General features: G+C 58.1%; 21 protein-coding genes. 7 read left to right on the plus strand and 14 right to left on the minus strand.

The annotated features are described in order from the left end of the window. Positions 1–4: 4 nt before the first annotated feature. On the minus strand, positions 5–2500 hold the full coding sequence (gene treY, locus F3J41_RS08760; RefSeq protein ID WP_166710710.1) for a malto-oligosyltrehalose synthase: 2496 nt from the start codon (positions 2498–2500) through the stop codon (positions 5–7). Further along, positions 2497–4281: a malto-oligosyltrehalose trehalohydrolase gene (treZ, locus tag F3J41_RS08765; protein ID WP_166710712.1), complete on the minus strand. Its 1785-nt coding sequence runs from the start codon at positions 4279–4281 to the stop codon at positions 2497–2499. The genes treY and treZ overlap by 4 nt, the downstream gene beginning before the upstream one ends. A gap of 328 nt (positions 4282–4609) precedes the next feature. Between treZ and F3J41_RS08770 the strand changes: the two genes are divergently transcribed. Next, positions 4610–4819 (plus strand): CsbD family protein, encoded by a 210-nt coding sequence (locus F3J41_RS08770; RefSeq protein WP_021509571.1) that lies wholly within the window; start codon positions 4610–4612, stop codon positions 4817–4819. A gap of 201 nt (positions 4820–5020) precedes the next feature. On the opposite strand, the gene F3J41_RS08775 is transcribed toward F3J41_RS08770, so the two are convergent. The 4 genes from F3J41_RS08775 to F3J41_RS08790 form a co-directional block, all read right to left on the minus strand. After that, on the minus strand, positions 5021–5986 hold the full coding sequence (locus F3J41_RS08775; RefSeq protein WP_166710714.1) for a bifunctional helix-turn-helix transcriptional regulator/GNAT family N-acetyltransferase: 966 nt from the start codon (positions 5984–5986) through the stop codon (positions 5021–5023). Positions 5987–6139: 153 nt separating this feature from the next. Further along, the gene (locus F3J41_RS08780; RefSeq protein WP_166710716.1) at positions 6140–7423 is read right to left on the minus strand and encodes an MFS transporter; all 1284 of its coding nucleotides are present in this window, start codon (positions 7421–7423) and stop codon (positions 6140–6142) included. Positions 7424–7558: 135 nt separating this feature from the next. Continuing rightward, entirely contained in the window at positions 7559–8992 is a 1434-nt protein-coding gene (gene proP, locus F3J41_RS08785; protein WP_166710718.1) for a glycine betaine/L-proline transporter ProP, read from the minus strand. A 484-nt stretch (positions 8993–9476) separates the two neighbouring features. After that, the gene (locus tag F3J41_RS08790; protein ID WP_166710720.1) at positions 9477–10016 is read right to left on the minus strand and encodes a nuclear transport factor 2 family protein; all 540 of its coding nucleotides are present in this window, start codon (positions 10014–10016) and stop codon (positions 9477–9479) included. Positions 10017–10136: 120 nt separating this feature from the next. Here F3J41_RS08790 and F3J41_RS08795 point away from each other — a divergent pair, with 120 nt between their 5' ends. From F3J41_RS08795 to F3J41_RS08810, 4 genes are all read left to right on the plus strand, one after another. Then, positions 10137–11030, plus strand: coding sequence for a LysR family transcriptional regulator (locus F3J41_RS08795; protein ID WP_021509567.1), 894 nt, complete (start codon positions 10137–10139; stop codon positions 11028–11030). A 230-nt stretch (positions 11031–11260) separates the two neighbouring features. Further along, positions 11261–12580: an MFS transporter gene (locus F3J41_RS08800; RefSeq protein ID WP_166710722.1), complete on the plus strand. Its 1320-nt coding sequence runs from the start codon at positions 11261–11263 to the stop codon at positions 12578–12580. Position 12581: 1 nt separating this feature from the next. After that, on the plus strand, positions 12582–13775 hold the full coding sequence (locus tag F3J41_RS08805) for an enolase C-terminal domain-like protein (RefSeq protein ID WP_166710724.1): 1194 nt from the start codon (positions 12582–12584) through the stop codon (positions 13773–13775). A gap of 126 nt (positions 13776–13901) precedes the next feature. Then, on the plus strand, positions 13902–14600 hold the full coding sequence (locus tag F3J41_RS08810; RefSeq protein WP_058758854.1) for a GntR family transcriptional regulator: 699 nt from the start codon (positions 13902–13904) through the stop codon (positions 14598–14600). A 39-nt stretch (positions 14601–14639) separates the two neighbouring features. Here the strand turns inward: F3J41_RS08810 and F3J41_RS08815 are convergent, their stop codons facing one another. After that, entirely contained in the window at positions 14640–15215 is a 576-nt protein-coding gene (locus tag F3J41_RS08815; RefSeq protein ID WP_166710726.1) for a TetR/AcrR family transcriptional regulator, read from the minus strand. 88 nt (positions 15216–15303) lie between these two features. On the opposite strand from F3J41_RS08815, the gene bdcA reads away from it, so the two are divergent. Continuing rightward, positions 15304–16017 carry an SDR family oxidoreductase gene (bdcA, locus tag F3J41_RS08820; protein ID WP_021509562.1) on the plus strand — a complete coding sequence of 238 codons (714 nt, stop codon included), beginning with the start codon at positions 15304–15306 and terminating at the stop codon, positions 16015–16017. 2 nt (positions 16018–16019) lie between these two features. Here bdcA and F3J41_RS08825 read toward each other — a convergent pair whose 3' ends face one another. From F3J41_RS08825 to gcvA, 4 genes are all read right to left on the minus strand, one after another. Beyond that, entirely contained in the window at positions 16020–16265 is a 246-nt protein-coding gene (locus tag F3J41_RS08825) for a hypothetical protein (protein ID WP_166710728.1), read from the minus strand. 161 nt (positions 16266–16426) lie between these two features. Continuing rightward, complete coding sequence (locus F3J41_RS08830; protein ID WP_166710730.1) at positions 16427–17317, minus strand: oxidoreductase; 891 nt, start codon at positions 17315–17317, stop codon at positions 16427–16429. Between the two features lie 19 nt (positions 17318–17336). Beyond that, the gene (locus tag F3J41_RS08835; RefSeq protein WP_166710732.1) at positions 17337–18164 is read right to left on the minus strand and encodes a DMT family transporter; all 828 of its coding nucleotides are present in this window, start codon (positions 18162–18164) and stop codon (positions 17337–17339) included. A gap of 75 nt (positions 18165–18239) precedes the next feature. Further along, positions 18240–19145, minus strand: a complete 906-nt coding sequence (gene gcvA / locus F3J41_RS08840) for a transcriptional regulator GcvA (RefSeq protein WP_031280119.1) — start codon at positions 19143–19145, stop codon at positions 18240–18242. A gap of 272 nt (positions 19146–19417) precedes the next feature. Between gcvA and F3J41_RS08845 the strand changes: the two genes are divergently transcribed. Continuing rightward, a complete protein-coding gene (locus F3J41_RS08845) occupies positions 19418–20119 on the plus strand; it encodes an OBAP family protein (RefSeq protein WP_166710734.1) in 702 nt (233 codons plus the stop codon). A gap of 14 nt (positions 20120–20133) precedes the next feature. On the opposite strand, the gene F3J41_RS08850 is transcribed toward F3J41_RS08845, so the two are convergent. From F3J41_RS08850 to F3J41_RS08860, 3 genes are read right to left on the minus strand one after another with little or no spacing between them, the layout of a single operon-like run. Then, the gene (locus F3J41_RS08850; RefSeq protein WP_166710736.1) at positions 20134–20913 is read right to left on the minus strand and encodes an SDR family oxidoreductase; all 780 of its coding nucleotides are present in this window, start codon (positions 20911–20913) and stop codon (positions 20134–20136) included. Between the two features lie 10 nt (positions 20914–20923). Continuing rightward, positions 20924–22003: a Xaa-Pro peptidase family protein gene (locus F3J41_RS08855; protein WP_166710738.1), complete on the minus strand. Its 1080-nt coding sequence runs from the start codon at positions 22001–22003 to the stop codon at positions 20924–20926. Then, positions 21996–23639, minus strand: a complete 1644-nt coding sequence (locus F3J41_RS08860) for a GMC family oxidoreductase (protein WP_166710740.1) — start codon at positions 23637–23639, stop codon at positions 21996–21998. The genes F3J41_RS08855 and F3J41_RS08860 overlap by 8 nt, the downstream gene beginning before the upstream one ends.

Consider the following 23639-nt stretch of genomic DNA (forward strand, 5'->3'; position numbering starts at 1 on the left):
GACGCTACTGGCTAATCAGCACCAGCGGCGCGCTATAGCTCACATTGTCCAGCGTAATATCATCATTAATCACTACGGTTTCACCGGTCAGCACATTGCGATAGTGGCGATGCGCCAGCGATTCCGGCAGTGCCAGTCGGGTAAGACTCCACTGTGCACCATTGAAAATCAGCCGTGGCGTAATCACCAGCAGCGCGTGATCGCTGTCCTGCCGGGCAAAAGCGATCACTTTTTCTGCGTGTTCGCCCGATGCGCTGAGCGGTTGATAATCACCGAAGCGGAACAACTGCGCATGGTCGCGGCGCAGATGCAGCAGGCGCGCAACCATCTGCTGCTTCAGCCGGCCGCTCAGCCAGTCCTGCTGGCTGGCGAAATCCGGCGCGGCGTGGACATCCAGCTGCGCCATCAGCTGAGCGAAATCCGGCTCGCGCCGGTTGTCCGGATCGACCAGGCTGAAATCCAGCGCTTCGCAGCCCTGATAGATATCCGGCACGCCCGGCGCGGTCAGTTTGATCACCGTCTGGCTCAGGCTGTTAACCAGTCCGGCACGGATAAACGGCTGTAGTGCGTGGCTGAAGTCCTGCAGGAACGCCGGATTGGTGGGTGACAGCAGCTGGCGGGCATACTCCAGCACGGCATTTTCATAAGCTTCGTTGCTGTCCGCCCAGTCGGTGCGTAACTTCGCTTCGCGCAGGGCTTTTTCCACAAACGGCAAAAAGCGATCGCGCAGCGCGTCCAGTGCCGCCGTGTCCTCCGGCTGCAGCGTGGTGGGCCAGACGCCGGCCAGCGCCTGGTACAGCATCCACTCAACCGGCGGTTCGGGCGCCGGTCCGTCCGCCAGCGCGACCACGTGCGGCTGATTCATCTGGCGCCAGCGCGTCACATTCTCCGCCCACAGCGCCGGCGCTTCACTCAGGTTATACAGCCGCGCGCGTGCATCCTCGCCGCGTTTGGTATCGTGCGTGGAGGTGCCCGACAGCCCATCCGGCTGGTGCTGCAGTCGGATTTGCATTTCGCGATGAAAGCGTTCAAGCGAGAACGCGTGCGGCAGCGGTTCGGCACCCACTTCGTTGATTGCCAGCGCCACGTGATTGCGGAAAAACAGCGTGTCTTCGACCGATTTCGCCATCAGCGGGCCGGTCAGCTGCTGAAAGCGGGCGCGGAATTCCGCCGCATCCTGCTCGCCCTGTTCAGTGATCGCCCCCAGCAGTAATGCCTGCAAAAAGCTCAGCGCCGCAGGCGAGGCGCTGTGTTTAACCTGCTCCAGCACCTGTAACAGCAACGCTTCGCCTTCCAGCGGCATACCGGCTTTGCGGCCGTAGGTGCGATACACCGGGAAGGCGATCAGCAGTTCACGCAGCGCCACGTGCAGTTCAGCCTCACTGAAGTTGCGATGCACCAGATCGGCTGCCTCGGTAGCCAGCGCCAGCAGGCGGCTGAATTCCCCGGCAAAGTTGCGATCGACCATCAGTTCACGCGCTGCACGCAGGCCAGCCGCCACGTCGTTACGTTCAGCGGATACCGCTTCATAGGCCAGATGCAGCATATCGATCTGATTATCATCAATCAGCGCATGTGACAGCGCGGCGATAAACTCGTAACCGGTGGTGCCGGACACTGGCCAGTCGGCGGGCAGTTGCTCACCGTCTGCGAGAATCTTCTCCACCGTGATATAACACGCGTCGCCCGCGGCCTGACGCAGCTGTTGCAGATAGCCGAGCGGATCGGCCAGCCCGTCAACGTGATCGACGCGCAGCCCGCTCACCACACCGCTGTGTACCAGTTCAAGAATCAGGCGATGCGAAGCCGCGAACACCTCTTCATCTTCGACGCGCACGCCGACCAGCCCGGTAATTTCAAAGAAGCGGCGGTAGGAGAGCGCGCTGCGCGCCTCACGCCAGTTCATTAGCTGCCACGGCTGTTGCGCATGCAGTTCCGCGATGGCCGCGCGATCGCGCAGCGCCAGCACCTCGTCTTTACGCTGCTGCCAGCTGGCGGGCGTCAGCGGGTAGTAACTGTCGTAATAGACCAGCGCCGGATTGCCGCTGTGCGGATCGGCCTTGATGCTGAGTTCATCATTGGCCAGCACGCGGTCAAAATCATCGCCAAGGAACGGCAGCGTCAGCCTGCGTGACCAGTCGATATCAAAGTAGCGCGCGTAGCGGCTGGCTTCCCCGTGTTCAATCACATCGCGCCACCAGGCATTTTCCAGCGACGCCGCCATGTGGTTAGGCACAATATCGAGGATCAGGCCAATCCCGGCCTGCTGCAGCGCCGCGCTGAGGCGGTCAAAACCGGCGCGTCCGCCAATTGCCGGGTCAATCTCATTGGCGTCGGTGACGTCATAGCCGTGCGTCGAGTCGCGGGTGGCGGTAAAGATCGGCGAGGCGTAAAGATGGCTGATACCCAGCTGCTGCAGATAGGGCACCAGCTGCGCCGCGCGGTCAAACGTCATGCCGTTACGGAACTGGATACGGTAAGTCGCGGTTGGAATACTCATTGCGCTGCTCCTTTTGCCAGACGCACGATGAGAGAGTGCTGCGGCAGTTCGCCGCTTTCCTGTGGCCACGCAAAGAGCGTCTCGCCGGGCATCGCGGGCAGCGGCTGGCTCTGCTGTCCAATATTCAGCGCCAGTGACAGCTGTCCCTGCGGGAACTGCCAGCTAACGGCGACAAAGCCCGGTGCGGTGCGCAGCACCTGGCCGTTGTGCTGGCGTGCATCCGGCAGCAGCGGCACGATGTGCTGCTGGCGCAACGCCAGTAGCTGGCGCGTGAGCGTCAGCCACGCCTGGCCTGCGGGATTTTCCACTTTGCTCCAGTCCAGTTTCGACCGCGTGAAGGTCTCTTCAGCGTTGGGATCCGGCACCGTCTCGTCATGACCGGCGTGACCGGTAAATTCGCGCGCCCGTCCTTCGCGCACCGCTTTCGCCAGATCGCCGTGGAAATCGGTGAAGAACAGGAACGGGTTGGTTTCACCGTACTCTTCGCCCATAAACAGCAGCGGAATATGCGGTGACAGCAGCAGGGTGGCGAGCAGTACTTTGGTGCGATCGACACCGGCCAGACTAATCAGGCGTTCGCCCTGGGCGCGATTGCCCACCTGATCGTGGTTCTGGATGAAATCGACAAACGCGACCGGCGGCTGGCCTGCGCTGGGTACGCCGCGCCGCTGGCCACTTTGTGGCGACAGCTCGCCCTGATAAGCAAAGCCCTCGGTGAGAATGCGCGCGATTAATTTCTCCGGTACGTCGGCGAAATCCTGGTAATACGCGTGCGTCTCGCCGGTGGCAAAGACATGAATGGCATTATGAAAATCGTCGTTCCATTCACCGCTGAACAGTGGCGCGTTACCGTCCGCATCGCGCGGATGCAGGAAGATCACGTTGCGGCTGTCTTCGGTGGTGAGATGGATCGGGCGAGAGTGGATTTCGCTGCGAATGCGTTCGGCAATCTCGATCAGCACATGCTGGCTGGACGTATCTTCAATCTGGTCGATGGCATCGAAGCGCAGGCCGTCGAGGTTAAACTCTTTCAGCCAGTAGAGCGGCGCTTCGACGATATAACGCCGCGCGGCATCGACATCGTAAGCAATTCCGGCACCCCACGGCGTCATGCGCTCTTCGTGGAAAAAGGCCGGTGCCAGCAGCGGCAGGTAATTGCCTTCCGGACCAAAGTGGTTGAGCACAATATCCAGCACCACCGACAGTCCCAGCGCGTGCGCGGCATCGACAAAGGCCTTGAAATCATCCGGTGAGCCATAAGCCGAGTGCGGCGCATAAAGCAGAACGCCGTCATAGCCCCAGCCGCGCGCGCCGCCAAACTGCGATACCGGCAGCACTTCGATCATGGTGACACCGAGGTCAGCCAGCGCAGGGAGTTTTGCGATAGCCGCGCGGAAGGTGCCTTCGGCGGTAAAGGTGCCGATGTGCAGCTCGTAGACCACCGTTTCGTGCCATGGCCGTCCCTGCCAGTCACGCTGTTGCCAGTCGTAATGGTGAGGGTCGATAACCAGAGAAGGGCCGTTGACATCGGCGCGTTGTGCCCGCGCGGCCGGATCGGGCACCGTGCTGCCATCGGCCAGCTCGTAGTGATATGCGCTGCCGTGACCAGGTCCGCGCAGCGTCAGGCTGAACCAGCCATCCTGCTGCGGCTGCATGGCATGCTGCTGACCATCGGCGTGAAGGGTAATTTGCTGCTGACCGGGTGCCCAAAGGCGAAACCGCACGCTGCCGTCAGCAAGGATTTCAGCACCCCAGGATTTTTCCAACGTTGTGGATTCCATTCTATTGCCTCGTTAAGCCCCGCACGGGGAATGGACGACATCAAGCGATTCGCGTTCCTTAAAACCATTTACTCTCTGAATACAAAAGACTAAATGCCCTGGTAGCAAACGGGTACGCAGATAAATCACTGAGTACCCTGAAAAATCATAGCCTATATTTTCAGATTTAATTCCCGCTGCGCTTTAAACAGTACCGTTACGTAAATTTTCCGATTTGTTCGCTTAAGCACCTTTTAATCTCAGTCATAGGCTACGCTTATCTCTGCGCAGCTAACCGATGCGCGAAATAATGCCAGGCGGCACTGTCACCTAAATGAGGAGAACACTGATGAACGAAGATCGTATCAGCGGAAACTGGAAGCAGTTCAAAGGAAAAGTGAAAGAGAAATGGGGCCAGCTTACAGATGACGATTTAGACGTAGCCGAAGGGAAACGCGATCAATTAGTCGGCCGCATTCAGGAGCGCTACGGCTACGGTAAAGATCAAGCAGAGAAAGAAGTCAAAGAGTGGGAAGATAGTAATAAATTTAACTGGTAGTGTTGGTTATCCCCGGCACACTGATGTGCCGGGGTTTTGTTATTGCAGACTGCTGAGGTTTTTTGCCGGATAATTTTAAAATCCAGCTTGCGTTTATTTAATGCCATTTATTACTTAACCCGAAATTCATATTCAAACCTGTTTTTTCCGCATTAATCCGGCTATTTCTCTGGCCTGACGCGGTGGTGAAACGGCAGCGCATCAGCCGTTGAGAATCTTTCCCGGCCACCATCGCGTGAAGTGCTGTTCAGTCATGATTTTGCCCCACTGATCGCCCTGCCACTCGCGCGTCAGAGTAAAGCCCGCCTGCTCGTAGAGTCGTCTGGCCGCATCCAGCCCACTGAAGGTCCACAGTTGCGTTGCGCTAAAGCGCTGACCATCGCAAAAAGCCACAGCCTCATGAAGCAAGCGTCGCCCGATGCCGCTACCGCGACATGTCTCGTCAAGAATGAACCAGCGCAGATGGGCCTGATTATTGCCGAGATCCTCTCCGTCAATCGCCACTGAACCGACAATATTATCGTTATGCACTGCCAGCCAGATTTGATTGCGCTCACTTCCCAGCCGTCCGGCAAACTCTGCCAGCCCGCTGGCGACTTTGCCTTCAAAATAGTGACCAAACTGATGATGCCGGGCATAGTAACGGCCATGCATTTCGGCGATGCGGCCGATCATCCCGGGCCGGTAACCGCTGACGATGTCGATGGCACCTGAGGGAAGGGGCTGCGTGCCGGTCCGACAGCAGCGCAGGGAGTCAGCGTAAGCGCTCAGTCCCTGCGCTACCGTGCGCTGCTGTGCCGGTTCAAGTCCAGCCAGCGCGGCCAGCACCCGTTGTGCCGCGTACTGATTGACTCTGGCAACGGTAGCCATACCCTGCGCAGTCAGTTTCAGCCTTTTAACCCGGGCATCACTGCCGTCGGCGATTTCCTGCACTTCACCAGCCGCCACCAGTCTGGCCAGCATGCGGCTGACGCTCGACTTTTCCAGACCGAGCAATTCCACTAACTGTGCAGCAGTCACTGTGCCCTGGGTTTCCATCTCCAGCAGCGTGTGGACAGCGGAAGGCGAATAGTCCGTTGCCGCCAGCGTCGGGCGCATAAATCCGAGTTCACGTACCATCAGTCGTGAGGCGGAACGTATCTGATTAACTAACGATTCAGTGGTCATGGTGCAAACGCCCGGTGGCTATAAGGTTGTATAATACAACTATTAATCGGGCTGATTGTCAACAGACTAACCGGCGGCGTCGATATGGGTGAGGGCAGCGCTCACCCTGGTAAGGCTGCATCAAATGAGGTGCAGGAATGAAGCAGCATGACGTTAAAGGGGTTTGCGATGATCGTCCTTATTGAGCGTAAGCAGCGCGACAAAACTCACCACGGCGGTGGCCATCACATACCAGGCGGGAATGTCGGCGTTGCCGGTTTGCTTCATCAGGCCGGTAATGATCAGACCTGCGCAGCCGGAAAACAGCGCGTTGGAGAGCGAATAGGCCAGCCCCAGCCCGGTGTAACGCACGCGGGTCGGGAACATCTCGGCCAGCATCGCCGGTCCTGGTCCGGCCAGCATGCCCACCAGCGCACCGGCGATAAACACCACCAGCGCTTTGATCGCCATACCGCTCTCCGGGTGCTGCAACACTTTCAGCAGCGGGAAAGCCAGCACCAGCAGCAAAAACGTTGCCAGCAGCATTAATGTGCGGCGGCCATAGCGATCGCTGAGTATGCCGGCCGGCAGGATGGTGGCGGCAAAGCCGAGGTTAGAGATTACCGCAATCAGCAGCGCCTGGTTAAAGCCGGTATGCAGCGCAGCCTGCAGATAGGTGGGCATGATTACCAGATAGGTATAACCGGCGGCCGACCATACCATTAACCGCCCAATGCCCAGCCCGATAGCGCGTAGCGTGACACCCAGCGACGCCTGCTGTTGCGGCGCCGCCGGTGTCTGGCTGAACTGCGGTGATTCGTCGAGGCCGCTGCGCAGCCACAGCGCCACAGCGCCGAGCGGCAGCGCCAGCAGGAAAGGAATGCGCCAGCCCCAGGCGTTCATGGCGGCGTCTCCCAGCAGCAGCGGCAGTACTGCCACCACGCCCGCGCCCGCCAGCAGTCCGAGCGCCACCGTCAGCGACTGCCACGCGCCATAAAATCCGCGCTTTCCGGGCGGCGCCGATTCGGTCATCAGCGAGACCGCGCCGCCGTATTCTCCGCCGGCAAACAGCCCCTGCAAAATGCGTAGCAGTGTAATCAGCAGCGGCGCAGCCACGCCAATGCTGGCATAAACCGGGACCAGACCGATGGCGACGGTGGCCAGTGTCATCAATACCAGCACCGCGATCAGCACTGGTTTACGGCCATAGCGATCGCCCAGGCGGCCAAACAGTACTGCCCCTAACGGACGAAAAAAGAACGCCACCGCAAAGGCCGCATAGGTGAGGATCAGGCTGGTGAAGGCGCTTTCTCCTTCGAGCTGGAAGAAATGTTTAGCGATTAGCGTGGCCATGAAACCGTATACGGCGAATTCATACCACTCGATAAAATTGCCGACGGATCCGGCAATCAGTACGCGTTTTTGATTAACGGCGGGAGCCACGGCAGATGACATCATTATCCCTTAATGAGTAAAAAACAGTCAGAGAGGGGCAGTCTACCGCAGCCCGGGGCGATTATCTGAGTTATAAGTCTGACGCAGGGCACAAAAAAGGTGCGCATTGAGCGCACCTGATGTGAATATCAGCGAGGATTATGCTGGCTGCTGTTTTTTACGGCTGCGCTGTTTACGCAGTTTATCAATCAGTTTATGCGCTTCGGCTTTGGTCGCCACCGCAGGGGATGAACCTTTAAGTGGCTTACGTGCTGTCTCACTAAGCGTTAATACCGTCAACAAACCAATCACGCCGGCACCCATCATGTAATACGCCGGCATCATGGTATTGTGCGTGGTGTCGACCAGCCATGCGGTAATTAACGGTGTCGTTCCGCCGAACAGCGAGACTGACAAATTAAAGCCGATAGCCAGTGCGCTGTAACGAATATCCGTGACAAACAGTGCCGGTAAAGTTGCTGGCATGGTACCGCTAAAGCAGGTATGTAGTAAGCCCAGCACGGCCAGACCGGCAAATACCCATAGCATGTTGCCAGAACCAATCAGCAAGAACGCCGGGATCGCCAGCACTAATAATCCCAGTGCGCCGAAACCAATCACCGGTTTACGGCCGATGCGGTCGGTAAAATGGCCCCACATTAAGGTCAGCGGCATCATGATAAACATCACCACCATCACCAGCAGCAGACCGGATATTTCGCTCAGCCCCAGAATGCCGGTTAAATAACTTGGCATATAGGCGGTCAGCATATAATTAGACACGTTAAACAGCAGCACCAGACCAATACACTTCAATAGCGGCTTACTCTGCGTGCGCAGCATTTGCCACAGCGTGAGCTGCGGCTTGTTATGTTCGGCCTCTTCACGCTTATCCATGTGCTCTTTAAACGCGGGTGTCTCTTCCAGCTTCAGGCGGATATACAGGCCAAACAGCCCCAGCGGCGCGGCCAGGAAGAACGGAATGCGCCAGCCCCAGTCCATCATCGCCTGATGCGGCAGCAGCGCAATCATACCGGTCACCAGGCTGGCGCCCAGCAGATAACCGGCGAGCGTACCAAACTCCAGGAAGCTGCCCATAAAGCCGCGGCGTTTGTCGGTGGAGTATTCCGCAATAAAGGTGGCGGCACCGCCATATTCACCGCCGGTGGAAAAGCCCTGCACCAGACGCGCCAGCAACAGCAGGATCGGCGCGGCAATACCGATACTGGCATAGCTGGGAATCAGGCCAATACAGAAGGTGCCAATCGACATCATAATCATGGTGAAGGCCAGCACTTTCTGCCGGCCAAAGCGATCGCCGAGTGGGCCAAATACCATGCCGCCAATTGGGCGTACTAAAAACGCGGCCGCAAAAGTACCAAACGACGCAATAAGCTGCGCGGTATTACTGGCGTCCGGGAAAAATACCTGGCCGATAATCACGGCAAGGTAACTATAAACGCCGAAATCAAACCACTCCATGGTATTACCCAGCGCTGCTGCGCTTACGGCGCGTTTCAATAATTTGTTGTCAATGACGGTAATATCGTCAACGGTCAAATCAGGTTTATTGGTCATCGTTCCGGTGCTCATAAACTCCCCATGAGTAAAATTGGAGCGATCTTATAGCTTTCGCAGCCGGCACTTCACGAAGGGAAATGAAAGCTATAAGAGGCTGAAAGGCGGTCACCTTAGGAAATATTTTATCTTTACGCAAGTTTGTGACATATATCCTTGCAATTAAGCGTAGCGTTAGAGTATGAGACTGTCAAAAGGCGCAGCGGCTGAAATAATCCATTGTGCTGATGTTTAAAGCTGATGGTATTCTGCACATGATATTCTATGGTGAGGCGATGATTTATAGGGGAATATGCTGCATTGCTACAGGATAAGAATATCGGCTTTGATAAATTTCATACATGCCAGGCAAGTTCATCACCAAAGGATTTGGCTGAAAGGAATAGCCAGACTGTTGCCATGCTGGACACCAACCTGCGCCGCCAGTCTCGTAGCGGATTGTCATTCATGACGTCGCTGCATAGCGTGGTCTGGCTCAATGACTGTCTTGTCGCGTTAATTATCGTGATTGCCGGCTGAATACATCTTTGAGACCCTGGGAAAGCAATGCGCGTGATAAACCGCTACCGTCCACAGGAATCAACGTCCTGCGATGAATTTTCCATTGGCCCGCAATGCGTTTTAACTCCCAGCGATTCACGACAACGCGATGTATGCGATACCCAGGAGAGCTGCCGTGATTGGCCAGCATGCGTGATTCGCCTTTATCATCCAGATAAATTAACTGTAAATAAGAGGTGACTACCGCGCTGTCTCCGCGCAGATCAATCAAGGGTAATCCGGTAAAATGCGCTAATCCGCTAGCCAGTGCTTCCTCATGCTCAGGCCGCGAAATAAAGGCGGCTATCGCCTCTGCACCCTCCGCGCCATCAAGATGAGGGCCGCGATTGAATTCACTCTTTTCCAGATAAACCGATAATGTATATTCCGCCATTGCAGTATCTGCGCTGGGAGGATGTGACGCAATCAATTCATAAATAGCCAGTTTGTCTTCGATAATTTGTAATCTCTGCGCTAATTCAAGGTTTTCCTGCAGCATAAAGCGCTCCTGATATTATTTATTAATTATGATTTGAGTGATTATAACGAGATACTTACAGGCGTGAAGTTCCTGTATCTTAATGGTGTGTTAAGTGGCAATTAATAAAGGACATCAATAATGATTAACAGCGCGGAGTATCTGGCTTTACGGGCTTTTGTCGTGGTTGCTCAGCAACTGAATTTCAGAGCCGCTGCGGAAATACTAGGGGTATCCGCGTCAGCCGTCAGTCAGCAAATCACCGCGCTGGAAGCACAACTCGGGCAACGTTTGCTGAACCGGACCACCCGGGCGGTATATCTTACCGATGATGGCAAGTCCCTGTTTCTTCAGACTGCACCCATTATGACTAATCTGCATGAGACCCTGCAGCAGGCACACGCCAGAAGCCAGGATATTAAGGGGCTGATTCGCGTTCATGCTTTTCGATCGGGTGCTGAAATGTTTCTTGATCACAATATTGCCGGGTTTCTTACTGATTATCCCAACGTGCAGCTGGATATCACAACCAGCGATGCGCCGGTCGATCTGAGCCGCGGCGGCTATGATTTATCACTGCGCTTAGGCGAGGTGCTGGAACCGGGATTTGTTGCTATTCCATTAGGCAAGCCGCTCCACCAGATTGTGGTCGCTGCGCCAGCATATCTGGCAAAGCATGGTGCGGTTGAAGTCCCGGAAGATCTGCTCAATCACAATTGCATCGGCTGGCGCTGGCCGGGAAGTAGCAGGGTAGAGCCCTGGCAGTTTTTAAATGAGGGGAAAATTTTTGATATTCCCGTGCATGGAAATCTGGTGGTAGACGACCGCGAAAGGCAGCGGCAGGCCGCTATTGCTGGCGCAGGTATTGCCCAGTTAACGGCGGAACGGGTCAGTGCATCGCTGGCCGCCGGCAAGCTTTGTCGCCTTCTGCAACCCTGGGAGATGGAATTCCCGGGTTATTCGCTTTGCTGGATAGCAGGTAAAGCTATGTCACCTGCCATGCGCGCGTTTATACAATGGCTACGCATAAAATAACCCTGCCCGGAGTGTGCCAGCGCACTCTGTTCACTTCGATTAATCACCACGTTTTTAGCTCATCTTCGCCCGGCCCAATCCTCTTATAAACGTTTACCAGCGGCTTCTCGCTGAAACGTTTCATATCTCATTTCCGTACTCAGCCCATTGAAGAGTGGTCACCAGATGTATACAACAGAACTTGTATACAAGTGCATTTTTTATCCATGACACCAACATCGGGAAAGACCATGCAAAGTACAGATACTGAAATTGAAAAGCGGGTGATCCGTAAACTGTCGTGGCGACTGATTCCGCTCCTGATTGGCTGCTACGTGATTGCGGTGATCGATCGCGCCAATATCGGCGTGGCCGCCCTCACCATGAATGCCGATCTGGGCATCAGCGCCGCCAGTTTTGGCCTCGCCGCCGGTCTGTTTTTCCTGCCTTACGCCATCCTCGAACTGCCCTCCAATCTGCTGATGGAAAGGGTGGGCGCGCGCTGGTGGATCGCCCGCATTATGGTGACCTGGGGCATCATCTCCGGTGCGCATATGTTTGTGTGGAATGAAAACAGCCTCTATGTGATGCGCGCGCTGCTGGGTGCCGCTGAAGCCGGTTTCTTCCCCGGCATCGTGTTTTATCTCACCCTGTGGTTTCCGGTGGCGTGGCGCGGACGCATTATCGCCTCGTTTATGACCGGCATTCCGATTGCGCTGATTATCGGCACGCCGGTTTCCAGCCTGTTGTTAGAGCTGCACGGATGGCTGGGGCTGCGCGGCTGGCAGCTGATGTTTCTGCTGGAGGCCATTCCGGCGATTATGCTGGGATTGATCGTCCCCTTTGCGTTGCCCGATCGGCCGGAAGATGCCCGCTTCCTCAGTGCAGATGAGCAGCACTGGCTGGTGACAACATTGGCTGCTGAGCGGCAAAAACTGCCGTCGCGCGGCCATGGCGGTCTGCTGAAAGCGCTGTTCAGCCCGCTGGTGTTATTGTTCAGCCTCACCTATTACGGACTGGCGAACCTCAACGGTGCGGTGAGCACCTTCCTGCCGCTGATCATCAGCGAAACCGGCTTAAGTCATGTTCAGACCGGATTCATCACCATCATCCCTTACGTATTTGGTCTGGCCGGCATGCTGGTGCTGGGACGCATAGCCGATCGCCCCGGGTCACGGCTGCTGGCCAATTATCTGGCGCTGATCTTCTCCTTTGTCGGGCTGTTATGCGTTGCGTGGTTCGATAACTCGCTGGTGAAAATGATGTTTTTGTGCTGTTCGGCATTTGGCTTTTTCGGCGCGATGCCGGTGTTCTGGGGATTGCCCGCGCAGTTTATCCCGGCATCCGTGGTGGCGGGCGGCCTCGCCCTGATCAATGCGCTGGGCAGTATTGCCAGTGTGGTGAATCCGTGGGTCATCGGCGAGATACGCGACCGCAGCGGCAGTTATAACGGCGGATTTTACTGGCTGGCGGCGATGGCGATGCTCTCGATCATTACCCTGAGCATCATCTTCCGTCGCCAGCGTTTACCGGCTTACCAGGCCAGCAATGAACAACGTGAGGGGCAGTAGTATGAAGATTATTGATGTCCGGTTACTTCAGGTGAAAGGCGTGATGCCGGGAGAGGGCGATTTCTGGGAGGAGCGTCTTGCGCGTCCCACCGATATCTATGCGCAGTTTCGTACCGTGAATAATCATGACGGTGGCGTTCAGCTGGAAGACGGTTTTGCCATTACCACTGTGTTTCTTGAGATCGTTTCGGATGAGGGCGTGGACGGGCTGGCAGGACCGGTGCCGCATGCCGTTGCATCTATCATTCATGGCCAGCTGCGGCCGTTGTTGCTGGGTCAGGATCCGCGCGACACCGAGCGTTTGTGGGATCAGATGTACCGGGCGCAGATTCATGGGCGTCAGGGCGATGGCATGCTGGCGATCAGCGCGGTGGATTGTGCCTTGTGGGATTTGCGTGCCAAATGGATGCAGCAACCGGTGTTTCGTCTGCTGGGCGGTTCGTTACGGGAAGAAATTCCGGCGTACGCATCGATGCTGGGCTTTGCGGTGCAGGATATGGCGCGGGTGCACGAGCGGGCGCTGGAGTATAAGGCGCTGGGATATCGCGGACAAAAATGGTTTTTCCGCCACGGCCCGATGAGCGGCAGGGAAGGGCTGAAGAAAAACATTGAACTGGCAAAAACGCTGCGCGAAGCCGTGGGGGATGATTACGATCTGATGTTTGATTGCTGGCAGTCGATGGATGTGACGTATCTGCTTGAACTGGCAAAGGGCATCGAGCCGTATCGCCCGCGCTGGCTGGAAGAGTGCGTAATGGCCGACAGAATCGGCAGTATGCAACGACTCAAAGACAAACTGTCCATCCCGATGGCGGGAGGCGAACATGAGTACACGCGCTGGGGCTTCAAACGCTTCTTTGATTCCGGGGCGCTGGATGTTATTCAGCCTGATATCTACTGGTGCGGTGGCCTTTCAGAAACGCTAAAAATTGCCGCTATCGCCACCCTGTACGATTTGCAGGTAATCCCGCACGGTCATTCCAGCATCGCAACGGCCCATTTCAGCACCACGCAATCGCCGATCCACACGCCTTATCAGGAGTATCTGGTGAAATGGAACGATATTCATCAGTACTTCCTGCGCGATCCGCTGGTGCCGCAAAACGGGTTAATCCCGGTACCGCAGGGACCCGGCATGGGCATGGCACTTAATCCAGCGCATATTCAGCAGCAGACATACTTGTTCACCCCATAACCCAACGCTCCCTCAAACAGGCCCGTTATTGTTTGGGGGATCTGTCTCTTGTATACTACAAAACACAGTGCCCACCGTCATTCTGACCCCCTAAATGCTCGCTGTTTAAAGGACGCTCGCCACGCTATGCCCGCCGATAAACTCATCATTGACTGGTCATCGAAAAACATCCTCCGCCCGCAGTCACTGAGCAGCATTCTGGCCGATCATATTCGTGACCTGATCGTGAACTGCCAGATTGCACCCGGTGCATTAATTTCCGAGAACGATATTGCCACCCAGCTTAACGTGAGCCGGACGCCGGTAAGAGCGGCGCTGCAAAAGCTGGAGATGGAGCGTCTGGTGCAAATTATCCCGCAGCGCGGCACTTTTGTGTTTTCGTTTAATGAGCGGGAGATGCGCGAAACCTGTGAGATGCGGCAGATTCTGGAATCAGGCGCATTAAAGCTGGCGCTGCAACACGATCGTCAGGCGCTGATCGCGCGCCTGAACGAACAGCTGGCGCGTGGACGCGATGCATTACAAAACGCGCCGGAGACCTACCGCGAAACCGATGCGGCGTTTCATATGGCACTGATTGAAGCTAGCCAGAATAGCGAGCTGGTCGGTTTTTACAAAACCAGCATCAACCGCATTCGCGCCTTTCTCAATCACCTGACGCGCACGCCGGATGAGTTTCAGGGTTCGCAAAACGATCATGAGGCGATCGTGGCGCGGTTAACTAATTACGAGGATGAACAGGCGCTGGAACTTCTGCACTGGCATCTTGGCGGCATTATGCGCATGTTCCAGCGGTCGGTGGCGGACACCGACTCAGCCAGTTAACCGGCATCCCTTCGCAGTCAGAACATCGCTGAAAAGCGATCACGCCTCAAGCGCTGCAACCACCGCCAGACCCGCCACCTCCGCGCTGGCAAGCAGTTGCTCAACACTGTGACCCTGACGCGCTCTGGCAGAAAGTCCGGACATCACGGTACTGACAAAATCGGTCAGGCGCGGTGCGTCCTGTGGGTAGCGGGCCGCGATATAGCGCCGGATGGTATCCTCAGCGGCGCGATGAAACACCCTGGCCGCCTCACGCGCCTGCTGATCCTGACAGCGGATCCCTTCCAGCACCAGACAACCCGCACACACCTCATCCCGGGCATAATGCAGCGCCGCCGCTTTCAGTAATGCATCGAGGGCTTCGGCCACCGGGCGGTCGTCGCGCAGTATCTCAGCCAGGGGAATCGAGCCGGTAGCTGCGTAGCGATCGAGAACGCGGGCATACAATCCGGCCTTATTACCGAAGGCGCTGTAAAAGCTCGGCGGATTGATGCCCAGCGCGTCAGTGACATCGGCGACGCTGACGGCGTCATAACCTTTGGCATGGAATAACCCCTGCGCGACCGCTACGGCGAGTTCGGGGTCAAAGTTACGGGGACGACCAGGTGATTTCATATTTTATAGTGCTCGCTACAAAATTGCGTTGACATTAATTCGGGCTCATTTTGTAATGCATACTAAGAAATCACACGTGGAGATGCAAATGAGCGTATTTAAAGATAAGCAGGTTCTGGTTCTGGGCGGCAGTCGCGGTATTGGTGCGGCTATCGTGCGTCGCTTTGCTGATGAGGGTGCCAGCGTGACCTTCACCTTCTCAGGTTCGCCGGAGGCCGCCGAAAAACTGGCGCACGAAACCGGTTCGGCTGCCGTTCATACCGACAGCTCAGAGCGCGATGCGGTGATTGCTACCGTGCGCGACAGTGGACCGCTGGATGTGCTGGTGGTTAATGCTGGCATCGCCCTGTTTGGCGATGCGCTGGAACAGGATCCGGACGCGGTCGATCGCCTGTTCCGCATTAACATTCACGCGCCGTATCATGCTGCGGTTGAAGCCGCCCGACAGATGCCAGCCGGCGGCCGCATCATCATTATCGGTTCGGTCAATGGCGACCGTATGCCGATTCCCGGTATGGCGTCTTATGCGCTAAGTAAATCCGCTTTACAGGGGCTGGCGCGCGGCCTGGCGCGGGATTTCGGCCCGCGCGGCATCACCATTAACGTGGTGCAACCGGGCCCGATTGATACCGATGCCAATCCGGAAAATGGTCCGATGAAAGATCTGATGCATAGCTTCATGGCCATCAAACGCCATGGCCGTTCTGAAGAAGTGGCAGGCATGGTGGCCTGGCTGGCAGGACCCGAAGCCGGTTTCGTCACCGGCGCCATGCACACCATTGATGGGGCGTTTGGCGCATAACGTCAGTGTCTGAACAGGGCGCTGACCACCACGCTGAATACCGAACCGGTGGCAAAAGCGTGTTCAGTCATGTGCTCTTCATGGCGAATATCAGCCAGCCGCCGCAGCGCCGCCTGCGCGCTGGCTGCATTAATTTCTTCATCCATCTTGCTGTAACCGTCCGCCATCAGCAGTCGGGCATGTTCCACATCCGATCGCTCCAGCGTGGCGATAACCCGTTGTTTGCGGTAAAAAACGTAATCTGTCATAAACGCGTCCTGTTGCCGTTATCGTGATTGTGCCGGGCAGGCGATGGTTTAAATCAGCTAGACATCGCATCCTCTTGGTAGCGCCGCGATCAAAACCTGGCCGTTGTATAAACAATTCGCAGCATAGCTGTTTCTCCCCGCGCGTCCGGCAACCTATTTTATCAGCCCGGCCCTTCGCTGCCCGCTGCCAGCAGCGGCACCACGACATCGCTAATCGGCATAGCAATAGCATGCTGACGGCCATAGCGCTGTACCACACCATTGCGGGTATCCCACTCCAGCGGGCGGTTGGCCTGACGATCGGCGAGGATCGAGGTGCTCAGATCGGGCGGCGCGCGGTGAAAGCCATCGATAATTTCCTGAGGCACGCTGTCGTCCAGCACCGCGCCGGCCGCGCGCGCCACCGTCAGACACTCCTGCAAATAGGCTAATCCCAGCTGCGTGATATCGCCGCGGCTAAACATGCCGGCGCGACGGTTGGCCAGCACCATCAAACCGGCGGCGGCATTTTGTAACAGTTTGCGCCAGGCGATGGAGAGAAAGTCCGCGGCCAGTGCCACCTCACAGCGCGTATCGCGTAGCGCATCCACTACGCGCGCGGCCTGCGGCACATCCGGCAAGGTCAGGCGAGGCTGGGCGCGCAGCCAGACTGACGCATCCGGCTCGCGCTGCGCCGGGAACCACACCACCGAAGGTAATACCGTGGCGCCGTTGACATAAGGCCCCAGCTGGCTCTGCTGCTCGACGCCATTTTGCAGCGCGCACACCACGGTTTTTTCATCGCACAGAGTGGCCAGCCACGCGGCGCTGTCCGCGACCTGGGTGGTTTTAACCGCCACGAACAGCAAATCGCAGCGTTGTGTCACGTGCGAGGCATCATGCAATACCGGACCAGGCACGCTGATTTCTCCCGCATCGTGGCGCAGCGTTAACTGGGCATGGGCCGTGCGGCCGCACAGCAGCGGGGTGCGCCCGGCTTCATGCAGCACCGCCGCGACGGTGGTACCAATTGCACCGGGGCCCAGCAGGGCGATTTTACAACGTTCAGACATGCTGCCATCTCCTCATCGCTTAACCGATCATCAGCGTGCCGAGTGCAATCACCGCACACGCCAGCATTTTCCTTACCGTTAATGCTTCACCGAGAAACAGCGCGCCCAGCACGGCGGCAAACAGCACGCTGGTTTCACGCAGGGCCGACACCGCGCCCATCGGCGCTGCCGTCATGGCGTAAATGATGATGCCGTAGGCCAGCAGCGAAACCAGGCCGCCCGCCGCGGCGCTCAGCACGCCTGGACGCCACTGCAGCAGGCTTTTGCTGTCGCGCAGCGCGATGTAGACCGCCGGCATTAATATGCCCCACAAGCTGCACATCCACGCGGTATACGCAAACGCATTGCCGGCAACGCGCACGCCCATGCCGTCCACCACGCTGTACGCGGCGATAAAGGCACCGGTCGCCAGCGTGTAGCGCAGGCCCGGCAGCGCCAGTTTGCCGCCGCGCAGCGCCAGCGACACAATGCCAGCGGACACCAGCACGATGCCGCACAGCGTAGCGAAGGCGATGTGCTCGCCGGCAAACAGCGCGGCGGCGCAGGTCACCAGCAGCGGCGACGATCCGCGCGCAATCGGATAGGTCTGGCCGAGATCGCCGCTCTGGTAGCTGCGCACCAGGCACAGGTTATAGCCGACGTGCAGCAGCGCCGAAAGCAGCGCATATTTCCAGCTGACGCGCGCCGGCAGCGGCAGAAACAGCGTACTGAGCGCACACACCAGCGCGATCGCCACGCACATAATGGTCATCGACCACAGGCGATCGGACCCGCCGCGCAGTAAGGTGTTCCAGCTGGCGTGCAGCAGCGCGGCGCACAGCGTTAAGACAATAATGTAATCAGGCATAGGCTGATGCTATGCAGCTGCAGACCGCCTGGAAAGCGAAGATTTATCATTGCGCTATGAGTAAAAGCTCATGCTTCACTGATAATCCTGCTGCGCCTGACGTGATTCAGCGAGCAGCCAGCGACGAAAATCAACGATGTGCGGCTGGCTTTCAATGCCCTGCGGACAGACGAAATAGTAGGCGGCGGGCGAGGAAAACGCGACGTTGAACAGCCGCACCAGGCTGCCGTCGCGCAGCTCTTTTTCAACGTGACCGCTGCGCGCCAGCGCCACGCCTTGCCCCAGCAGCGCGGCTTCCAGCGTCATATTGGTGTCGGCAAAACGTACGCTCTCCTGTAAGGCATCCAGCGTCAGGCCGACCTGTTTAAACCAGATCTCCCACTTTGGCACCAGATCGGCGCCATCACGCATCAGCAGCGGGTAGCGCAGCAGTTCTGCCGGTTCCTGCGGCGTGCCGAAGCGCTGCAGCAGCGCCGGGCTGGCGACCGGAAACAGCTGTTCACGAAACATAAATTCGCTGTGCAGCGCCGGATAATTGCCATGGCCAAAGCGGATCGCCACATCAGAATCCTGGCGCGAGAAGGTAATCGCATCATCGGTGCTTTCCAGCGTCACCAGAATTTCCGGATGCTGGCGCGTCAGGTCCGGCAGGCGCGGCAACAGCCACTTCAGCGCAAATGAATAAGTGGTGTTTACGCGCAGCCGCACGCGGCCTTTCTGCTCGCGCAAGTCGGCTAAGGTGGTTTCCAGATTACTGAAAAACTCGCGCACGATCGGTGCCAGCGCCGCACCGGCCGGCGTAAGACTCAGCGTTTTGCCGCGCTGAAACAGCTGTACGCCCCAGATCTCTTCCAGGTTTTTGAGCTGATGGCTGACGGCGCTTTGGGTGATAAACAGCTCTTCCGCGGCGGCGGTAAAGGTCGGATGGCGCGTCGCCACTTCAAACGCACGCAGCATAGCGGTAGGCGGTAACTCTCTCATCGGTGCAGCCTTGTTTTATGAGCGTTCACTCATGATAGCGGAATCGTCTGTTCACTCGCGAAACTTATTCACCCACCCTCCAATTTAGCCTCACAGCCTGTCACTTTGCTGACAGTGGCCGACACATTCATCACTGTATCGGCGGCCAGCTGAATGGTTGGTTATTTACCGCGTGGCGGTTTTAATTCGCCGCCGGATAGTGTTCCCGCTGCGCTCGCGTCCTGACGATGATTAACTATGTTTATCACTCAATAAAAGTATGGGGTGATGAAATGCGAAACCGTGTATTTAGCGCGCTGGCGTTATTGTTATTATCCGGCTGTGGCGCGAATAACAGCGCCTCGCCGGTTACGGCACCTGGTGCGCCGGAAGCGGGGAAAACCGCGCTGCTGGAGAGCGGGGCGGCGGCGTTGCAGTCGCGGCCGCCGATTGAGGCGATCAATACGTATCTGGATGGTTTTCATTATTACTGCGGAAATCAGCAGGGGCAGATGGAGGCCCATCACTACGTCACCATTCTTAATGACGATGTGATGCAGGCGGTTATTTTTGACGGTAACAAAAAAGACGCCAAATTAATGGGCGTGGAATATATCATCAGCGAACGTTTATTTAAGCAGCTACCGGCGCAGGAAAAACAGTACTGGCACAGCCATCGCTATGAAGTGAAATCCGGTACGCTGATTGCGCCCGGCCTGCCGCTGGCCGCAGAGCATGCGCTGATGAGCAAAATCGTCAACACCTACGGAAAAACCTGGCACACCTGGCATACCGACCGCGATAAAACGCTGCCGCTGGGCGCGCCGACGCTGATGATGGGCTTTACCGCCGACGGTCAGCTGAATCCGGCGCTGCTGGCTGACCGCGACAAGCGCTTTGACGTCGATACCGCGACAATCCGCGCCGACCGCGCTGATATCGCCGCCCATCCGGTGGCGGCGGGTGCCGACCATTGCCGGCGCGTGCATCCGTAACCGGCGATCCTGGCTCACTCGTGATACATCTGGCTGCGCCCACCGTCGATCAGGATATCGGTGGCATTGATAAAGCGCGCCTCGTCGCTGGCGAGAAACAGCGCGGTGTAAGCCACTTCATCCGGCTCGCCGATGCGTTTACACGGCAGCAGCGCCGCCTGACGCGCGCGCTCGGCCTGCGGATCCGGACAGCTCGCCAGCCAGGCTTCAGCGGCTGGCGTCATGATCAAACCGGGCGAAATACTGTTTACGCGGATGCCCTGCGCGGCGTACTCCACGCCCAGCGAACGCGTCAGGCCGATCAGCCCGTGTTTAGCCACCGGATAAGGGAACGCGCCGGGAATGATTTTGTGCCCGTGCACCGAGGCAACGTTAACGATGTTGCCATACTGACGTGCCAGCATCGCCGGCAGGACGCTGCGTATCAGGTTGTAAGGCCCTTTCAGATTGGTGTCCATGCAGCGCTGCCAGTCATCCTCGTCCAGCGTCAGCGGATCGCGAAAAACGTTTACGCCAGCGCAGTTGATCAGGATATCAATATCTCCCAGCGCCTGCTGCGCCTGCTGTACCGCGCGGCTAACCTGCTGCGGCTGCGTGACATCGGCTGCGCAGGCCAGACAGCGCTGGCCGGACTGCTGCTGTAGCTGCGCCGCCAGCACTTCGCTGCTGTGTGCGTCGCGATCAAACAGCGCCAGGCGGGCGCCTTCGCGCGCAAACAGGGTGGCGATGGCGCTGCCGATGCCGCTGCCGGCACCGGTAATGATGGCGGTTTTATTGGCTAAACGTAGGGACATAGTCGCTTCCTTATGAGGATGTCGGGAGAATCAGCCAGTCGGCCAGCTCAAGGGTATTATCACCGCGCTGCAGGCGAATCAGCGGCCAGCTGTCGCTGCGTGTGAGCGGCACCAGCCCGCTGCGGCTGAGCAAAAAAGTATCTTCGCTTTTCACGCCGCTCAGCGTCGGGTTCCACGCCACGGCGGTGTCGGGCTGCACCTCACCGCGACTCTCCAGGGTGATAATCCAGTCGCGGCAGCCGTAACCGGCCGGACCGCCCTGATGATGATCGCGCCACGCCTCAGCGTGACCGTGGCGTTGATAAGCCTGAGTGATGTCGGCAAAAACCGCTGACCAGCTGCGCTGCGCCTGAGTGGCATACAGCATATCGGCGTGGATCTCCGCCAGCGTCAGAATGCGCTGGCGCAGCGCCGCGTCGGGTTCGCCGAGATGCACCAGGCGCGTCAGGCTGACATGCAAACCGTGCCGTTCAGCACCGAGAGTGATCAGCATCATGCGCTGCAGCGTTTTGCGCGTCGGCACCGGATGTTTAAATGCGGCGATGCGCTCATCGGCGGCCACCAGCGTGCACATCGGGCGAATGCCGCGCGCCAGACAGCCGGCGGCAATCTCGGCTTCGACCTGCCATTCGCTGACGCCCGCGCGCAGCTGGCGCGCCACCGTTTCAACAATCTGCGCTGTCTCCTGTCCCAGCGTGCGAAAGCGCTGCTGTTCCGCTGCGCTCAGCCCCTGGCGCAGCGTGATCATCTGCGGCTGGATATCGCTCAATCCTGCCATGGGCGTATCGCTGCCGATATTGCCCGCCGGCAGCACGCTGCTCAGCGACTGGTACCACGGATAGTGCCGGGTCGCACAGCTGAACGGCAGCGGCTCTTCGGCCAGAATGCGCGGTAGCTCATTGTCCGGTGCCAGCAGCAGCACGCTGTCGCGGCCGATAAGCAGGCTGGCAACGCCGGTCTCGGCGCGCTCCACCACATAATAGCTGGCCCCGTCGGTCAGCCAGGCGATGTTATCGCGGCGCGTCAGCAATACCGCATCCAGCTGCCAGTGCGCCAGCGCCTGTTGCAGGCGCGCCAGTTTGTCACTCATACACGGCCTCCTTGTGCTCGACAAGTTGTGACTGCAGAACCAGTTGCGCAGCGCGATGCGCCACTGCCATCACCACCGCATTGGTGTTGCCACTGATAATATTCGGCATCATCGAGGCATCCACCACGCGCAACCGCTGTACGCCGCGCACGCGCAGGTCGTCGTGCAGCACCGCCAGCGGATCGTCATCGTGGCCCATGCGACAGGTGCCGACCGGGTGATAGCCGGTTTTCACCATGCGCCGGCAATGGGCGCTTATCGCGTCATCACTGGTGACTTCCGCACCAGGGAAGATCTCCTGATGGACCATCTCGCGGATGGGCGCGGCGGCCAGCACCTGACGCGCAAAGCGAAAGCCGGCGAGGGTGCGGGCTAAATCGTCCGGATGGCCGAAAATCTGCGTATCGATCACCGGCAGGCTGCTGGCGTTGTTATCGCGCAGCGTCACTTCACCGGTGGCTTTGGGGCGCAGCAGCAGAGAATTTACCGTGACACCGTCACCGGGATCGGCCCCCATTACATCGCGATCGAGATAGACCGTTGGCACGCAGAACATCTGAATGGTGGGCGTCGCCGTGAAATCGAGCGGATCGAAAAAGGCGCAGGTTTCCACGCCGGTGGTGGTCACCGGGCCGCTTTTGAACAACAGATATTGCAGTCCGGCTTTGACCATCGGCCAGCCGCGATCCTGGCCGTAATAGCCAAACGCACCGCGCGTGCTGGCAACCACCGGCACTTCGTAATGGTCCTGCAGGTTTTTACCCACGCCCGGCAAGGCATGGCGCACGGTAATACCGTGCTGTTTCAGCTGCTCCTGCGGACCGATGCCGGAGAGCATCAGCAGTTTTGGCGTCTGGTAGGCACCGGCGGCCAGAATCACTTCGCGGCTGGCGCGCGCCTGTTGCGGCTGGCCATCCTGACGATAGCGCACGCCGCTGGCGCAGGTGCCGTCAAACAGCACCTCTTCAACCTGTGCACCAGTGACCAGCGTCAGCCGTGCGTCATGGCGCAGCGGGTTGATAAACGCATCGACCACGCTGCAGCGCTGCCGCGTCTGACCGTCAATGGTGTGCTGCATGAAGCCGACGCCAGACGGATTGCCACTGTTAAAATCCGCCGTATAGGGAATACCCAGCCCCTGCAGGGTTTTGACATAGGCGCGGCTCAGCGGACTGAAGTGGCCGAGATGCGACACTTTCATCGGGCCGCCAACGCCGTGATTGGGTGCGCCGAGGTGATCGTTATCTTCGATGGCGGTAAAGTGCGGCAGCAGCGCCTCCCACGACCAGTCGATGCCCTGATCGCCCAGCGCCTGGTTCCAGTCGGCGTAATCCTGTTTATGGCCGCGCATGTAGACCATGGCGTTGACAGTCGAACCGCCGCCCAGCACTTTGGCCTGCGGCACGATCACGCCGCGTCCGTTGAGCTGCGGCTGCGCTTCGGTTTGATGCATCGTCAGAAACCGGTCGCTGGCGAGAAACTTCATATAGCCGGCGGGCATTTTCAGCACCGGATGATATTCGTCGCGCCCGGCCTCCAGCAGCAGCACGCGCGCATTTCCTTCGCTGACCAGGCGCGCGGCAACGATACAGCCAGCGCTCCCGCCGCCCACCACAATGTAATCGTACTCTTTCAT

This window comes from Pantoea sp. Ap-870, assembly GCF_011752515.1.
Lineage (GTDB): Bacteria > Pseudomonadota > Gammaproteobacteria > Enterobacterales > Enterobacteriaceae > Pantoea > Pantoea dispersa.

What these genes read in the sequence shown, in the direction of transcription:
- F3J41_RS08825 (WP_166710728.1), bottom strand. Translation starts at nt 16,265, where the DNA reads ATGACAGATTACGTTTTTTACCGCAAACAACGGGTTATCGCCACGCTG.
- F3J41_RS08770 (WP_021509571.1), top strand. Translation starts at nt 4,610, where the DNA reads ATGAACGAAGATCGTATCAGCGGAAACTGGAAGCAGTTCAAAGGAAAA.
- F3J41_RS08860 (WP_166710740.1), bottom strand. Translation starts at nt 23,639, where the DNA reads ATGAAAGAGTACGATTACATTGTGGTGGGCGGCGGGAGCGCTGGCTGT.
- F3J41_RS08805 (WP_166710724.1), top strand. Translation starts at nt 12,582, where the DNA reads ATGAAGATTATTGATGTCCGGTTACTTCAGGTGAAAGGCGTGATGCCG.
- F3J41_RS08810 (WP_058758854.1), top strand. Translation starts at nt 13,902, where the DNA reads ATGCCCGCCGATAAACTCATCATTGACTGGTCATCGAAAAACATCCTC.
- treY (WP_166710710.1), bottom strand. Translation starts at nt 2,500, where the DNA reads ATGAGTATTCCAACCGCGACTTACCGTATCCAGTTCCGTAACGGCATG.
- F3J41_RS08775 (WP_166710714.1), bottom strand. Translation starts at nt 5,986, where the DNA reads ATGACCACTGAATCGTTAGTTAATCAGATACGTTCCGCCTCACGACTG.
- F3J41_RS08780 (WP_166710716.1), bottom strand. Translation starts at nt 7,423, where the DNA reads ATGATGTCATCTGCCGTGGCTCCCGCCGTTAATCAAAAACGCGTACTG.
- F3J41_RS08790 (WP_166710720.1), bottom strand. Translation starts at nt 10,016, where the DNA reads ATGCTGCAGGAAAACCTTGAATTAGCGCAGAGATTACAAATTATCGAA.
- F3J41_RS08795 (WP_021509567.1), top strand. Translation starts at nt 10,137, where the DNA reads ATGATTAACAGCGCGGAGTATCTGGCTTTACGGGCTTTTGTCGTGGTT.
- proP (WP_166710718.1), bottom strand. Translation starts at nt 8,992, where the DNA reads ATGAGCACCGGAACGATGACCAATAAACCTGATTTGACCGTTGACGAT.
- F3J41_RS08830 (WP_166710730.1), bottom strand. Translation starts at nt 17,317, where the DNA reads ATGTCTGAACGTTGTAAAATCGCCCTGCTGGGCCCCGGTGCAATTGGT.
- bdcA (WP_021509562.1), top strand. Translation starts at nt 15,304, where the DNA reads ATGAGCGTATTTAAAGATAAGCAGGTTCTGGTTCTGGGCGGCAGTCGC.
- F3J41_RS08835 (WP_166710732.1), bottom strand. Translation starts at nt 18,164, where the DNA reads ATGCCTGATTACATTATTGTCTTAACGCTGTGCGCCGCGCTGCTGCAC.
- F3J41_RS08855 (WP_166710738.1), bottom strand. Translation starts at nt 22,003, where the DNA reads ATGAGTGACAAACTGGCGCGCCTGCAACAGGCGCTGGCGCACTGGCAG.
- F3J41_RS08850 (WP_166710736.1), bottom strand. Translation starts at nt 20,913, where the DNA reads ATGTCCCTACGTTTAGCCAATAAAACCGCCATCATTACCGGTGCCGGC.
- gcvA (WP_031280119.1), bottom strand. Translation starts at nt 19,145, where the DNA reads ATGAGAGAGTTACCGCCTACCGCTATGCTGCGTGCGTTTGAAGTGGCG.
- treZ (WP_166710712.1), bottom strand. Translation starts at nt 4,281, where the DNA reads ATGGAATCCACAACGTTGGAAAAATCCTGGGGTGCTGAAATCCTTGCT.
- F3J41_RS08800 (WP_166710722.1), top strand. Translation starts at nt 11,261, where the DNA reads ATGCAAAGTACAGATACTGAAATTGAAAAGCGGGTGATCCGTAAACTG.
- F3J41_RS08815 (WP_166710726.1), bottom strand. Translation starts at nt 15,215, where the DNA reads ATGAAATCACCTGGTCGTCCCCGTAACTTTGACCCCGAACTCGCCGTA.
- F3J41_RS08845 (WP_166710734.1), top strand. Translation starts at nt 19,418, where the DNA reads ATGCGAAACCGTGTATTTAGCGCGCTGGCGTTATTGTTATTATCCGGC.